Raw genomic sequence first — 14,538 nt, 5'->3', positions numbered from 1 at the left:
CCGACTTCACCTCCATGGGATTTCAGGTGGTCAAATGACTGACATCGTTCGAGAGTTGCGGAGATCAAAGTCGCTAAAGTCCACAAAAAAGGATTTCGAGAACGAGAAAGTGAGGTTTCGGCTGGAGGTGAAGCGTGAACCGATCGACAATCTTCCTCGAGCGATTAGCTATACGCTAAAATCTTTTTGGCCATCCCGCGCAACCTATCGCCAGCCCAACGGCAAACTTGCTAGGCAAGCCAAACCAAACAGGATCGCCGAGCCAGAACATGCCGAATATCTATTGTGGCTTGATGGGTGTTTGCCTCAGGACGCCGTTCTGACAATTGGTCTCACTGCATCATTGCAAGGGATCAAAATCAGCGAACGTCGCGTACAGTAATGAATTTTCTATCTTGACGGGAAGCGCTCGGTTACACGTTTGGAATGCTATGGGCTGGGGGATTGACGTGATCTTACACTGCAACACTGTGTGCAATGTTGGCCTGCCTATTTTCGGCTGTGGATAATTCCGTCAGCACAGGCTCGCCAGAGTATTATGTCTATCGTCGCTGCGCGATATCCGGTTTCTCTAGCGAGCCGCTCACATAGCTGCTGAGCGGTCAACCCTTCCGGTTCAGCCAGTCGGTTCAAGTGAACGTCAGGCTTGGCGACATCTGCCCCCATATTTTTTGCTGCATGGAAGGACGTGATTGGGCCGACCCAAGGGAGGGTGCCGAGAAATTCTACAATTTCCGGTGCAGCAGTAAACTCACGGAATAATCTCCGCCTATGCTTCCATATCCAGTCAATTGCTACCCTCTTGCCTGGATGCCCGAACACAGTGGATGCCGACCGGCCAGCGCGCAGTGCCTTCATACATCGCCGAAAGATCGGGACGGCAACGACATTGCTCATTCCAGAATTGCAGATGACATAGATCACCTCGCTTGCGAACTGCGCAGCCGTCGTCGGAGGGCGCATGTTTTCGGATCGCTCGATTGCCGCCGTGTAGCCAGCGTCTCTCACAGCCTTGTCGATACGACAGAATAGATCAACGGATATGGGATGCGATATCTCTATCAGCGGCGGGCGGCGTGGCATCAGTATTCCGACGCTAACATGATCGTCAGGACGCGGGTAGTGACCTCAGGGTTGGCAGGGTCGGGTGACCCGTAAATCAGGTTCCGATCATAGTAATCGACTTTCCAGTAAACGTGGTGACCCTCGACCCAAAGGGCACCAAAATCATGCTCGCCATATGGATCATTGTCCGGGGTGAAGTCGCTGAATTCAGACACGGCTTTCAGTATGAGCGGCACGACGCCAATCCCCAAACTGCATACGCCCTGAGTCGCTGCCATTTGCCCGCCACGATGGACGGTTCTGAGCCGATCATTCAAAGCTCGGATTTGCGCTTGTCGGTCGCTGTTGCGTGCACAAGTGTCTTCGCCGCGAGAAGCCATGTTCCACGTCCTTCTTTGTTTTCCATGAGATTGGGTTAGTTTGGAATGCCGTTAGAGCAGGCTGATCAGCTTCCGCTGGGCGTCACGGTTGCCCTCTATGTACCGCTCAGTCGTGGTAAGCGCTCTATGCCCTGCTAGTTCCTGAACATCACGCAGCGATCCGCCGGTCTTGCTTACCATGCGCGCGGACTGCGTGATGAATGTGCGGCGACCGGAATGCGATGAGCACCCACGCAGGCCAAGCTCGGCATAGGAATCGTGGAACCAATTGACGATGCTGCGCGGCGTCATGTGCCCCCCACGTTCGGATAGGATCAATGGGCCGTCCCTCGGTGAACCAAGCGATCGATGATATAGCTTTAGGGCAGCTTTCAAATCTGCATGAATTGGAATTTCGCGCCCACTCCCATATTTCGCGATGTGTTTGCTGACGGTCAGTTGTTCGGCAATGCGGCCGTCGGTCTTCAATGCCATAGGCCAGGTGAGCCCGGCGATTTCGCACGCGCGCAATCCTGCTCTAAAGCTAAGAACAACAATCGCGTTGTTTCTGAGATGGTGGCGGTGACGTTCAGTGTGGTCCAGGAGACGACGCACGTCTGCTGGGGCCAGCACCCTTGCGGGAAGCCTCTTCATTTGACGATCCTAAGATGGAAATTCGATGGCACCTGTCGGCCACCGCACCGGCAACATAGCGCAATGCAGTTTATTTGTCAAAAATACATCTTTTATCAATGACTTATTAAGCGTCTTGCGCGGTCCCGCTTTCGCCGGAAGGTAGTATAAAATGTGCCCAGTCTCGCATCAGCGAACGGCGCTTATCAAGAGCATTGCCTCGCCGGTACGCTTTCTCGGTTTTGCTCAACGTGTCATGTGCCAGAGCCATTTCGATTTCTTCGCGGCCGTGACTAGTGGTTTCGCCAGCCCAGTCGCGGAAGCTGGACCTAAACCCGTGAACCGTGACCGGAACCTCCATCCGTTTCAGCAACGTCAGCATAGCCATGTTGGACAGTGAACTGCCCCCCGCTCCACGAAATACATGCGCTTTGGGATCAGGGTCCGCTGGAGCCAGAGATTGCAGGATGGCGACTGCAGGGTCGCTTAACGGCACTTGATGTGCTCGGCCCATTTTCATGCGGTTTGCGGGGATGGTCCATAACCGTTGGTCCAACTGAACTTCCTCCCACTTCATGCCAAGCGTCTCGCCTGTTCGGGCAGCAGTAAGAATAGTGAATTCAAGCGCGCGGGCTGATGGTGCCTGACGGCTTGCCAGCGCGGTCATGAACGCAGGGACGTCGGGGAAGAGCAATGCCTGGTGATGGCCGTCCTCCCCCTTTGACTTTCGCGGCAGGACAATTTCGAGGTTGCCTTTCAATCGTGCCGGATTGTCGCCACGTCGCAAGCCTTTCACTGTCGCTGCATCTAGGATGCGTTCGATCCGCTGCCTGACCCGAGAAGCTGTCTCTGATTTGGTCAGCCAGATCGGCTTCAGCACCGACGCAACGTCGTCCATCGTGATCTGATCGACCGCCATGGGCAGCAGGGGTTTGGCATAGGTATCGATCGTCGACCGCCACTGCTTGCGATGCTTTTCATTTTTGAAGCCGCCTTCGATGGTATCGATCAGCTCAGTCGCGACGTCTGCAAACGTCGTGATACGAGCCGACGCTGGTCGTGCCAGTTTGCGGGCCTCGGCTGGATCGCGACCGGCGAGTTGGATGGTTCGAAGCTCTTCAGCGGTTTTACGCGCGGCAGCGAGCGATACGTCCAGCACCGATCCTAAACCGATTTCGCGTCGTTTGCCGCGTAACATGTAGATGAAAAGCCACGACTTCGTGCCGCTCTTTCGCACGCGCAGATACAGGCCACCGCCATCGGAATAGACATTGGGCACGTCCAAGCTCGCGATCTTTTTCACATTGAGCTTGTTTCGTAGGTGCATGCCAGCCTCCAGGCAGCACCTTAGGCACCAATCGCCTAGGCTTCAAGTCATAAAAATAGTCATAAAGTCGGCGGCGAATGATCGCGGTGGGCGGCGAACGCAAGCGGCAACAAAATCCAGAACGATCCTAGAGAATGCTGGGCTTTCAGCGTTCGCCAAGGGATGCTGCTGGTTGTAGGAATGTAGTAAATGGCGGAGAGGCAGGGATTCGAACCCTGGGTACCCTCTCGGGCACGCCGCATTTCGAGTGCGGTGCATTCGACCACTCTGCCACCTCTCCGCAGAAGGTCCGCCGGGCCGATGGCCGCTGCGTTCCTGGTCGAGCGGCGGCCATTAGCGAATGAAATCGCGCTTGCCAAGCGGGCTTTCCGGGTTTTTTCTTGTGTCGGCGTCGATCCACCCTAAATTGGAGCCATGAGAGACACGATTCAGATTTTCGGCGCTGGCGTCACCGCCCCGCCGATCGTCCATTCCCGCTTCAGCATCGGCGACGTGGTCCGGCACCGCATGTTCGGCTTTCGCGGCGTCGTGTTCGATATCGACCCGGTCTTCGCCAATAGCGAGGAATGGTATGAGGCCATTCCCGAACATGCCCGGCCCGACAAGCAGCAGCCCTTCTACCACCTGCTCGCCGAAAACGGCGAATCCAGCTATGTTGCTTATGTCAGCCAGCAGAATCTGGTCACCGACGACAGCGACGAGCCGGTCGACCACCCCGCCATCACCGGCATGTTCGGTGCCTATGCGGACGGTAAATATCGCCTGCGCCCGCTCCATCGCCATTAAGGGCGCCGCCGCGCTGCTGCTGGCGCTCGCGCTGTCTGGCATTGCGCACGGGCAGGCGCAAGGCGGACAGGCGCAGGATCGGCCGCCCAATGCCGATCCCAGCTTCCCGTTCGCGCGCGAGATCGAGGCGTTCGCCAAGGCCAATGCCGCCAGCCCGCCCGTCGAGGGCGCGACCCTGTTCCTGGGCAGTTCCAGCATCCGCCTGTGGGACATAGCAAGCAGCTTCACTGACATCCCGACCGTCAATCGCGGCTTTGGCGGAGCGAGCACGCCTGACGTGCTGCGCTATTATCGCCGCCTGCTGCCGCCGACCAAGCCCAGCACGATCATCGTCTATGTCGGCGAAAATGATCTGGCGGCCGGTGCCAGCCCCGACAAGGTGGCCGCCGACATCCTGACCCTGCTCAAGCGGCTGCGTAACGACTATCCCCGCGCGCCCATCGCCTTCCTCTCGCTCAAGCCCAGCCCGATCCGCTGGACGCTCTGGCCCAAGATGGCGGCGATCAACCAGGCCGTGGCCGCGCGCGCGACGGCCGTCCGCTTCACCTATCTCGACGTCGGCAGCCTGCTGCTGGCGCGCGATGGCTTGCCCGACGCCTCGCTCTTTCGCGCCGATGGGCTGCACATGAAGCCCGAAGGCTATCAACGCTGGACGCGGCTGGTGGATAATTGGCTCGATCGCGTCACCCCCACTGCCGCGGAAAAGGCTTCCTGATCCTCCCGAATTGCACTTTCCGATTGATCCACGGTCAAGCAACATTATTACCAAACCCAAGCAACAAGCACGAAGCCAAGGGGATATAGGGTGACAACGGACAAGCCACAGGCCAGCGGGATGGCCGAACTGACGCTGCGCGGCGTCATCCTGGGCGCGCTCATCACCCTCATCTTCACCGCAGCGAACGTCTATCTCGGCCTCAAGATCGGCCTCACCTTTGCCACCTCCATCCCCGCAGCGGTCATCTCCATGGCGATCCTGCGCCTGTTCGCGACCGGCACGATCCTGGAAAACAACATCGTCCAGACCATCGCCTCGGCGGCGGGGACGCTTTCGGCGATCATCTTCGTGCTGCCAGGCCTGGTGATGATCGGCTGGTGGCAGGGCTTTCCCTATTGGCTGTCGGCCTGCACCATCGCCTTGGGCGGCATATTGGGCGTCATGTATTCGGTGCCCTTGCGCCGCGCGCTCGTGACCGGTTCCGACCTCCCCTATCCCGAAGGCGTCGCGGCGGCCGAAGTGCTGAAAGTCGGCGCGGGGTCGCGCGCGGGCGCGGAAGAAAATAAGCGCGGCCTGTCCGCCATTCTGCTGAGCGCCGTCGCCGCCGCATCCTTCACCATCATCGCCAAGACCCGGCTGATCGCCGAGGAAGCCGCCACCTTCTTCCGCTTCGGCACCGGCGCGACGTCGATGTCGACCAGCTTTTCGATGGCGCTGATCGGCGTCGGGCATCTGGTCGGCCTGTCGGTCGGCGTCGCCATGTTCGTGGGGCTGGTCATCAGTTGGTTCGGCATCGTCCCCTTCCTGACCGCCCCGGTGCCTGCGGGCGGCGATCTCGCCACCATTGTCGGCGACACCTTCCGCACCAAGGCGCGCTTCATCGGCGCGGGCACGATCGGCGTCGCGGCGATCTGGACCCTGCTCAAAATTCTCGGCCCCATTATCGGCGGCATCCGCTCCGCGCTGGTCGCCAATACGACGCGCAAGGCGGGCAATGCCGGGCTGCTGGAACTGACCGAACGCGACCTGCCGATCGGCATCGTCTTTGGCACCATCATCGCATCCATGCTGCCCATCGCCGTGCTGCTCTGGATCTTTGCGCAGGGCGGCCCGATCGCGGCCAATCCGGTGCCGGTCATTGCGCTGACGCTGGCTTATGTGCTGGTCGCGGGCATCGTCATCGCGTCGGTCTGCGGCTATATGGCGGGGCTTATCGGAGCATCGAACAGCCCGATTTCGGGCGTCGGCATCCTCGCCGTGCTGGGCGCATCGCTCATGCTCGCGGCCATTTACGGGTCGGGCGGCGACCCGGATCGGTCCCAGGCCCTGGTCGCCTACGCCCTGTTTACCACCGCAATCGTGTTCGGCATCGCCACCATTTCCAACGATAATCTTCAGGATCTCAAGACCGGCCAGCTCGTCGGCGCGACGCCGTGGAAGCAGCAGATCGCGCTGATCCTGGGCGTCCTCTTCGGCTCGCTCGTCATCCCGCCAGTGCTGGACCTGCTGAACAGCGCCTTTGGTTTTGCCGGGGCACCCGGCGCCGGGCCGAACGCCCTGCCCGCCCCGCAGGCGGCGCTCATCTCCGCGCTGGCGAAGGGCGTTTTGGGCGGCGATCTCGATTGGGGCCTGATCGGCATCGGCGCTGGCATCGGCGCGGTCGTGGTGCTGGCCGACGAACTGCTGGGCAAGGCGGGCAAGCTGCGCCTCCCACCGCTGGCAGTCGGCATGGGCATTTATCTGCCGATGGCGCTGACGCTGCTGATCCCGGTCGGCGCGCTGATCGGCCATCTCTACAACCGCTGGGCGCTGCGCCAGTCCAACCCCGAATTTGCCGAGCGCATGGGCGTATTGATGGCGACCGGCTTCATCGTCGGCGAAAGCCTGTTCGGCGTCGCCTTCGCCGGCATCGTCGCGGCGACCGACAGCGACACCCCGCTCGCGCTGGTGGGCGAGAGCCATTGGGCCGTGCCGCTCGCCATCCTGATCTTCGCGGGCGTCATCGCCGGCCTCTATGCCCGGTTGCGCCACTGGGCGAGCGCACCGCTGACCTGATCCGTTCAGCCGCGCGACAGCCGGACGCGGATACAAGTCGGTTCATCGCAGGATAAGAGGATCGGGATGATGGGCAAGACGCGCTGGATGACGGGATCGCTGGTGGCCCTTGGCCTGATGCTCGGCAGCGTTAGCGCCGCCGAGGCCCGCCCCCGCTATGATCGTGGCTGGGGCCATCATCATCGCGACCGGGGCAATGGCTTCGGCTTTGGCGATGCGGTGGGCGTCGCCGCGCTGATCGGCGCAGTCGCGATCGTCGCCTCCTCTTTGTCCAAGGACAAGCAGGTCGCCCGCGGCAACGCGCCCTATGCCGACGACGACGCCCCACCCCCGGCCACCGGCACCGACTATGGATTGGACCGCCAAGGCGCAGCACCCGGCGAGGAGGATTTTTCCGACGTCGTCGGTAACCCCGACGCTATGGCAGATGCCTGCGCCATCGCCGCCCGCGACGAAGCGCAAAACCGCGAGGGCGGCTATGCCGAAATCCGCGCCATGGACGAGCCCCACCCCACCCAGGGCGGCTATAATATCGACGGCGAAATCGAAACCCGCGCCAACTATCGTGCCACCACCGGCACCACCCGCCGCTTCACCTGCGCCATGCAGAACGGCCGCGTCGCAGAGGTCTATCTCAGCCGCGACGTAGCCGCGCGATAGGGCCGCGCGCCTTCGCTTTATCCTGTCCTCCCGCCCATCGCTGGTCTAGCATTTTGCTTGACCAGCGAGGGTGGCAATTGATGACCTTATTTCCAGCGCCGAACGCGATCATCGTCCCGCCACGGATCGCCTGACCCATGGGTGATCACCACACCCTGCCGCGCTATGTGCTGGCCTTTGGACTGGCCGCACTGGCGGGGATGGTCGATGCGTTGGGCCTGCTCAAGCTGGGCGGCCTGTTCGTTTCCTTCATGAGCGGCAATTCGACGCGGATGGCGGTGGGCATCGCCGGGGGCACGGCCATCGCCGGCATGGCCATCGGCCTGATCGGTGCCTTTGTTGGCGGCGTGTTTGGCGGGGCGTTGATCGGCAGACTGGCGGGCCGCTGGCGCAAACAGGCTGTGCTAGCGGCGGTGCTGGGCCTGTTGATCCTCGCCGCCTTGGCCGTCGGCCGCCGGGGCGACGCCATCACCTTCCTGATGGCCGCCGCGATGGGGGCCGTGAATAATGTGTTCCAGCGCGATGGAGAGGTCAGCATCGGCGTCACCTACATGACCGGCGCGCTGGTAAAGCTCGGCCAATCCTTCGCGCTCGCCCTGACCGGCGGCCCGCGCTTTGGCTGGCTGCCCCATCTGCTGCTGTGGCTTAGCCTGGTGCTGGGCGCGATCATCGGCGCAGCCCTGTTCGCACGCCTCGACCTGTCCGCCCTGTGGGTGGCGTGCGGCTGGTGCGCGGCTTTATGGGGCTTCAGCCTCTATCTCGGCCCGCTTGGCGGGACGGTGACGCCGCGATAGCCGGTGCCGCCAGATTGGGGGGCATCCTGACTATCAGGTCAAGCCCTGCGTGACGGCAACATCTACACCTCTCCCGTCTTCACGGGAGAGGGAGGGGCCCGCGCCGCAGGCGTGGGAGGGTGAGGGTCTGTCTACCACTCCAAGAAAGACCCTCACCGACATCGACTAGGCAGCAAGCTGCCAAGTCTCCGTAGCCTCTCCCGTAAGAACGGGCATTATGTAGCAAACGCACCAAGGCGGTTACGTTGTCCTTTTTCTGCGATGGCGTACGCATTGCAGACGGTGGCGTAGCGTGATCGGCGCGCTGGTCGCGATGGCCTCTCTAATCGGCATAACTGGACAAGTTATCCAAAATTCTCACGATGCGCTCAGAATGCCCAATCCTTTGCGGTATCGGGATAGCGCGGTCTTGCCTACCCGATGGCCATATATCGAACGAAATAACAGTATGTCCGGTGCTGGTTCCAAAATGATAAACGACGCCCACCGCGTAGCTCAAAAAGACACTTTTCGCTTCTTTCGCTCCTTTAACTTCATCCCATTCGATGTGGGCGGTGTAGCATTCCATCACGCTGGCGTTCGGGAATATTGTTGTTCCATCAATCGTCGCCAAACTACCCTCTCTGGCCCCAAGCCATTCCTTTGCTTTGTTGGTTGCTCCGTGGACTAAAGTGGCAGCCGCATTCCCTCGCTCTCCATAAAGGACTGCCCAAGTGTTTACGTGGCAAGCAGGAGAATTTCCGACGTTGGTTATTCTAATATCAGCAGTGATTTCCGCGCGATCGTTGGCTATCTTCAATGCTTCGTAGTCGATAACTTCCACTTGGAGCCATGGCCTATTAGCGTCGTGCGCCGCGTTGGCGGCGCGTCTGGTTTCCATGAAGGTAGTATAGACCAGGCCCACCCCCACAACGCTAAGCGCCATTCCGATCAACGCAGCGATGCCCATTATCATCGTCCACAGCGCAGAGGTGCGTTGGGCAACCAGATCCTCATATTCGCGTTGCTTATCGCGGCTTTCGAGGCGGTATGCATCGGCTTTGTCGCGAAGGCACTTCACTTGTTCAGCGCTAACAAGCCGGAGGCAGGACTCGGCTATCTGGTTGGCGGCGCGCTCGGTGTAGTCGGCGGCCTGGTTATAGGCCCGGTCGGCATAACTGGCCTGACTATGTAGCCCATAACCAACACCGGCCGTAATACCTGCTAGTCCGATGAGAGCCGCAACGATGTAGCCCCTATTGCTTCTAAGCATTGCACCATGAACACCGCTGTAAATTTGCCCCGCGACAGCTTGTTCCTGATATTCGGCTCAGAGTCCATGACCCCGATGTCAGCCAGCTTCCCAACCAGGTCGGCGTAGGACAGCCCCCTTACGCGTTAGCTCTGCCTTGAGCATCGACTTTACCAGATCTTCCCAACCCTTCGACATTTTAGGAATGGCTATATCCCCTATGGTTTTATGAGCATCATATACAATACTTTTGCCAAGTCTCCGTAGCCCCTCTCGTGAAGACGGGAGAGGGCGCACCAAAACCACACCACCCCTTTCCTATTAGGATTTTCTCTGGTCTATCCTCCCAGATGAAACGCCCCCGACCACCCTCCCCCACGCTGACACCGCCCCGGATCGCCCCAAATGCGGCGCGCGACCGTCGCGTGACTGTCGCGTCCGTGTCGCGTCGTCGTCGCGCCTCTATCGTGTCGGCGCGCCTTTGCAGGGGCCTTCGCAGGACTTTACCGGCACGATTGGCACAAATCGCCGTGCGACACTGTGAACTTCGGCCCTGTGACCTTAAACGCCGCGCCCCTCGCCACCCGCTTGGCATCCGCCAGCCATCGCTATAGCGGGACCAGCATGTCCACCCCGCCCGCCCCCGCACGCACCGCTGCGATCCTCTTCATCCTGGTGACGGCATGGCTCGACGTCATGTCGATGGGCATCGTCATCCCGGTGCTGCCGCAACTGATCGAGCAGCTTTCCGGCGCGACCAGCGCGGCGGGCCTGTGGAACGGGCTGTTCGTGGCGCTGTGGGCGGGGATGCAATTTCTCTGCTCGCCGGTGATCGGGTCATTGTCCGACCGGTTCGGGCGGCGGCCCGTCATTCTGGTGTCGGTCTGCGGGCTGGCGCTCGACTATGGGCTGATGGCGCTGGCGCCCAGCCTGTGGTGGCTGGCGGTGGGGCGTATCCTCGCCGGGATCACCTCGTCCAGCTTCACCTCGGTCTTCGCCTATATGGCCGACATCACCGCACCGGAAGATCGCGCCAGGGGCTATGGCCTGATCGGCGCGGCGTTCAGCGGCGGTTTCGTCGCCGGGCCGCTGATCGGCGGGGTGCTCGGCGAAATCTCGCTGCGCGCCCCCTTCTGGGCGGCGGCGGGCCTGTCGGGCCTCGCTTTCCTCTACGGCCTGATCGTGCTGCCCGAATCGCTGCCGCGCGACAAGCGCATGGCGTTCAGCTGGCGGCGCGCCAATCCGTTCGGCGCGCTCCGGCTGCTGCGGTCGCACCCTGAACTGTCCAGCCTCGCGACCGTCAATTTCCTCCTTTATTTCGCCCACCACCTATTTTCGGCGGTGTTCGTCCTCTACGCGGGCGACCGCTATGGCTGGGGCGCATGGCAGGTCGGCACCCTGCTGGCGCTCGTCGGCTTGATGGACATGGCGGTACAGGGGTTGCTCGTCGGGCCAGTCGTCAAGCGTCTGGGCGATCGGACCACGATGGTCGTCGGCCTGTCGTTCGGCGCGGTCGGCATTGCGGCGATGGGCCTTGCGCCGACGGGATGGTTGTTCGTCGCCGCCATGTTGCCCAATGCGCTCTGGGGCCTTGCCATGCCGACCATCCAGTCGCTCATGACCCGGCGCGTGTCGGAAAGCGAACAGGGTCAGCTACAGGGCGCGAACAACAGCGTCGCCAGCATCGCGGGCATCGCCTCGCCGCTCTTCTTCGGCGCGGTCTACTCCGCTTCGGTCGGCACCGCGCCGATCCTGCCCTTCATCGGCAGCGCCTTCCTGATCGCCGCCGCCGTTCTGGCCAGCGGCGCGCTGCTGGGATGGACCGCCGGGCGCGGCGCGCGCGCACCTGTGCTGGACAAGGACGCGACAGGACAGTAACCGGACGCGAATCCCTATCCCTCGGACTGACAAAGGCGATTCTATGACGCTGCCCCTTCAGGATTCCATCCTTATCGTGGACTTCGGCAGCCAGGTGACCCAGCTCATCGCCCGGCGCGTGCGCGAAGCCGGCGTTTATTCCGAAATCGCCCCCTTCAACAGCGCCGACGAGGCCTTTGCCCGGATGCAGCCCAAGGGCGTGATCCTGTCGGGCGGGCCATCGTCGGTCATGTGGGAAGACAGCCCCCGCGCACCGCAGGCGATCTTCGACGCGGGCGTGCCGGTACTGGGCATCTGCTATGGCCAGCAGACGATGATGCAGCAATTGGGCGGCAATGTCGAAGGCGGCGAGAGCGGCGAATTCGGCCGCGCCTTCATCGAGGTCAAGAAGAGCTGCGCATTGTTCGACGGCTTGTGGAACGAGGGCGAGCGCCATCAGGTGTGGATGAGCCATGGCGACAAGGTGACGAGCCTTGCCCCCGGTTTTGAGGTCGTCGCGACCAGCGAAGGCGCGCCCTTCGCCGTCACCGCGAACGAGGCCAAGCGCTTCTACGCCACCCAATTCCATCCCGAAGTCGTCCACACCCCGGACGGCGGCAAGCTGCTCGCCAATTTCGTGCGCCATGTCTGTGGCCTGGCAGGCGACTGGACGATGGCGGAATTCCGCGCGACCAAGATCGCCGACATCCGCGCACAGGTGGGCGAAGGCCGGGTCATCTGCGGCCTGTCCGGCGGCGTCGATAGCGCGGTCGCGGCGGTACTGATCCACGAAGCGATCGGCGACCAGCTGACCTGCGTGTTCGTCGATCATGGCCTGATGCGGCTGGGCGAGGCCGAACAGGTGGTCAGCCTGTTCCGCGAACATTATGGTATCAAATTGGTCCATGTGGAGGCCGAAGCCCGCTTCCTCGGCGGCCTGGCGGGCCTGACCGACCCCGAAAAGAAGCGCAAATTCATCGGCGGCGAATTCATCGCCGTGTTCGAAGAGGAAGCCGCCAAGATCGGCGGCGCGGACTTTCTGGCGCAAGGGACGCTCTATCCCGACGTCATCGAAAGCGTCAGCTTCACCGGCGGGCCGTCGGTCACGATCAAGTCGCACCATAATGTCGGCGGCCTGCCCGACCGCATGAACATGAAGCTGGTCGAACCGCTGCGCGAACTCTTCAAGGACGAAGTGCGCGTGCTGGGCAAGGAACTGGGCCTGCCCGACATCTTCGTCGGCCGCCACCCCTTCCCCGGCCCTGGCCTTGCCATCCGCATTCCCGGCGAAGTGACCAAGGAACGCTGCGACATATTGCGCAAGGCCGACGCGGTCTATCTGGAGGAAATCCGCAATGCGGGCCTCTATGATGCGATCTGGCAGGCGTTCGCCGTGCTGCTCCCGGTGCGGACCGTCGGCGTGATGGGCGACCTGCGCACCTATGACAGCGTCTGCGCGCTGCGCGCCGTCACCTCGACCGACGGCATGACCGCCGACATCTACCCCTTCGACGCCGCCTTCCTGAGCCGCGTCGCGACCCGCATCATCAACGAGGTCAAGGGCATCAACCGCGTCGTCTACGACTATACCAGCAAGCCGCCCGGCACGATCGAGTGGGAATGATCCGGGCGGCGGTTACTATCTAACCGTCATCCCGATGCCGGGCAGTCGCCGACCCGCTTGCCGGTCAGGTCATGGGTGGTGCGCAACACCGGTTGCCCGCCCTGCATCTTGGTCATGGTGGTGCCCAGCGTCATGGTGTCGGCGGTATAATTGCCCTCCGCCATGATTTCCGACGTGCCCGCCCCCGCCTTGCAGGCCAGCGTCACGATCAACCGGCCATTCCGGGCCAGCTTGTCCTTATAGCTGCAATCCGTGCCCTCCCCACCGGCCAGCGCGGCGACATCGGGCACCCCATCGGGCGCGATCGCGATGCAGATCTTGTCCTCGCTGACCTGGCGCAGCGCTTCCTGATATTGCGCCGGGGTAACGGTCGGCGTGTTGTAGCCGGTGGTCTTGCGGGTCAATATCCACTCGCCCGCGCGCATCAGGATCGGTGCCGCTTCGGCCTCCGGCGCTGGTGCCGGTTCCCCGCTACAGCCACCAAGCCCCAGCATCATCGCAAGCGGCAGCGCCGCCAAAAGGCTCTTGTCCATATCCTCTCCCCCGTTCTTACGTGTCGGAACAGGGGCAAGGCTCTACCCGTCGGGCATAAAGCGCAAGCGGAAATGCGCGGCGCTTACTCCGCCGTGCAGTCCGCCCCGATCCACTTGCCCTCCGACCGCGCCTTCATCGCTATGGCGGTGCCGTCGGGGCCGCCCGCCATCTGCATGTCCATGTCCATCGCATAGCTGTCGGACGCATAGGTGCCCGCCATCGTCGCATTCATCGTGCCGCCATCGGCCTTGCACGACACCTGCCCCTTCACCGTCCCGCCGCTGACGGCAAAGTCCTTGAAGGCGCAGTCCTTATTATCCTGGCCCGCAAACATCTCGCCGCTGGGATTGGCCGCTTCTTCAGGCGTGACGCAATATTTGAGCGCGGTCTGGCTCATCATGCTCTTCATCTGATCCTCCATGCCCGCGGGCGCGCCCGGCATTTTGGACAGGTCAATATCCTGGATGGTGAAGCGCCCCTCCCACTGGCCGGGCTTCAACTGCACCTTATCGACCGCGGCCTTCACCTCTTCGCGGCTCATGGCGTCAGTGGCCGCGATATTGCCGGTCGTCTCGCCCGGCTTGTCGCCGCAAGCAGCCAGCATCAGCAGCGCCGTGGCGGTAATCCCAAAAGCCTTCGTCATCGCATTTCCCCTGTTCGCGCGCGGTGGCGGCCCGTTGTTTTCGAGAGCATATCAGGCCGAAGCGACATTTCAAATTCTTAGGCGGTATCGACGCCTCACAATATCGTTCTTGATTTGTTCTGCGTTATTTGTTACATCTACGACAGCAGATCGGGGGGTGTGCGGATGAAAGAGACAAGCCAGCAACATGGATTAATGGCCTTCAACCTCTACCTTCGCACTGGTCGAAGAATGGATTCTCCACTTCCTCCT

15 protein-coding genes and 1 tRNA gene are annotated in these 14,538 nt (G+C 61.7%); 8 read left to right on the top strand and 8 right to left on the bottom strand.

The window, feature by feature from the left end:
* Positions 1-34 precede the first annotated feature (34 nt).
* A complete protein-coding gene (locus tag BSY17_RS21565) occupies positions 35-382 on the top strand; it encodes a hypothetical protein (protein WP_171899234.1) in 348 nt (115 codons plus the stop codon).
* Between the two features lie 700 nt (positions 383-1,082).
* Here the strand turns inward: BSY17_RS21565 and BSY17_RS12500 are convergent.
* The 4 genes from BSY17_RS12500 to BSY17_RS12485 form a co-directional block, all read right to left on the bottom strand.
* Positions 1,083-1,445 (bottom strand): DUF3768 domain-containing protein, encoded by a 363-nt coding sequence (locus BSY17_RS12500; protein WP_069065747.1) that lies wholly within the window; start codon positions 1,443-1,445, stop codon positions 1,083-1,085.
* Between the two features lie 51 nt (positions 1,446-1,496).
* Entirely contained in the window at positions 1,497-2,078 is a 582-nt protein-coding gene (locus tag BSY17_RS12495) for a tyrosine-type recombinase/integrase (protein WP_069065746.1), read from the bottom strand.
* Positions 2,079-2,184: 106 nt separating this feature from the next.
* The gene (locus BSY17_RS12490; RefSeq protein WP_069065745.1) at positions 2,185-3,384 is read right to left on the bottom strand and encodes a tyrosine-type recombinase/integrase; all 1,200 of its coding nucleotides are present in this window, start codon (positions 3,382-3,384) and stop codon (positions 2,185-2,187) included.
* A 190-nt stretch (positions 3,385-3,574) separates the two neighbouring features.
* Positions 3,575-3,664 (bottom strand) — tRNA-Ser (locus tag BSY17_RS12485).
* A 134-nt stretch (positions 3,665-3,798) separates the two neighbouring features.
* On the opposite strand from BSY17_RS12485, the gene hspQ reads away from it, so the two are divergent.
* The 5 genes from hspQ (at position 3,799) to BSY17_RS12460 (ending at position 8,397) form a co-directional block, all read left to right on the top strand.
* The gene (gene hspQ, locus BSY17_RS12480) at positions 3,799-4,170 is read left to right on the top strand and encodes a heat shock protein HspQ (protein WP_069065744.1); all 372 of its coding nucleotides are present in this window, start codon (positions 3,799-3,801) and stop codon (positions 4,168-4,170) included.
* The gene (locus tag BSY17_RS12475; RefSeq protein ID WP_069065743.1) at positions 4,127-4,885 is read left to right on the top strand and encodes a GDSL-type esterase/lipase family protein; all 759 of its coding nucleotides are present in this window, start codon (positions 4,127-4,129) and stop codon (positions 4,883-4,885) included. Before hspQ ends, BSY17_RS12475 begins: the two co-directional genes overlap by 44 nt.
* Positions 4,886-5,005: 120 nt before the next feature.
* Entirely contained in the window at positions 5,006-6,943 is a 1,938-nt protein-coding gene (locus tag BSY17_RS12470; protein WP_237236562.1) for an OPT family oligopeptide transporter, read from the top strand.
* A 69-nt stretch (positions 6,944-7,012) separates the two neighbouring features.
* A complete protein-coding gene (locus BSY17_RS12465; protein WP_069066947.1) occupies positions 7,013-7,603 on the top strand; it encodes a hypothetical protein in 591 nt (196 codons plus the stop codon).
* Between the two features lie 200 nt (positions 7,604-7,803).
* Complete coding sequence (locus BSY17_RS12460) at positions 7,804-8,397, top strand: DUF1275 family protein (RefSeq protein ID WP_069066946.1); 594 nt, start codon at positions 7,804-7,806, stop codon at positions 8,395-8,397.
* 322 nt (positions 8,398-8,719) lie between these two features.
* Here BSY17_RS12460 and BSY17_RS12455 read toward each other — a convergent pair whose 3' ends face one another.
* Both BSY17_RS12455 and BSY17_RS22190 read right to left on the bottom strand, forming a co-directional pair.
* Positions 8,720-9,649: a hypothetical protein gene (locus BSY17_RS12455; RefSeq protein WP_069065741.1), complete on the bottom strand. Its 930-nt coding sequence runs from the start codon at positions 9,647-9,649 to the stop codon at positions 8,720-8,722.
* Positions 9,601-9,717 carry a DUF6471 domain-containing protein gene (locus BSY17_RS22190; RefSeq protein ID WP_443019425.1) on the bottom strand — a complete coding sequence of 39 codons (117 nt, stop codon included), beginning with the start codon at positions 9,715-9,717 and terminating at the stop codon, positions 9,601-9,603. Before BSY17_RS22190 ends, BSY17_RS12455 begins: the two co-directional genes overlap by 49 nt.
* A gap of 535 nt (positions 9,718-10,252) precedes the next feature.
* Between BSY17_RS22190 and BSY17_RS12450 the strand changes: the two genes are divergently transcribed.
* A complete protein-coding gene (locus BSY17_RS12450; RefSeq protein WP_069066945.1) occupies positions 10,253-11,506 on the top strand; it encodes a TCR/Tet family MFS transporter in 1,254 nt (417 codons plus the stop codon).
* A 43-nt stretch (positions 11,507-11,549) separates the two neighbouring features.
* Positions 11,550-13,109, top strand: coding sequence for a glutamine-hydrolyzing GMP synthase (guaA, locus tag BSY17_RS12445; RefSeq protein ID WP_069065740.1), 1,560 nt, complete (start codon positions 11,550-11,552; stop codon positions 13,107-13,109).
* Positions 13,110-13,135: 26 nt separating this feature from the next.
* On the opposite strand, the gene BSY17_RS12440 is transcribed toward guaA, so the two are convergent.
* Together BSY17_RS12440 and BSY17_RS12435 are read right to left on the bottom strand one after the other, a co-directional pair.
* On the bottom strand, positions 13,136-13,642 hold the full coding sequence (locus BSY17_RS12440; RefSeq protein ID WP_069065739.1) for a DUF3617 domain-containing protein: 507 nt from the start codon (positions 13,640-13,642) through the stop codon (positions 13,136-13,138).
* Positions 13,643-13,725: 83 nt separating this feature from the next.
* Entirely contained in the window at positions 13,726-14,286 is a 561-nt protein-coding gene (locus BSY17_RS12435) for a DUF3617 domain-containing protein (protein WP_069065738.1), read from the bottom strand.
* Positions 14,287-14,538: the final 252 nt, after the last annotated feature.

It is taken from the genome of Sphingobium sp. RAC03 (assembly GCF_001713415.1).
In the GTDB taxonomy this organism is placed as follows: domain Bacteria; phylum Pseudomonadota; class Alphaproteobacteria; order Sphingomonadales; family Sphingomonadaceae; genus Sphingobium.
The sequence above is the reverse complement of the archived record's forward strand: the minus strand, read 5'-3'. Positions and strand labels throughout refer to the sequence as shown.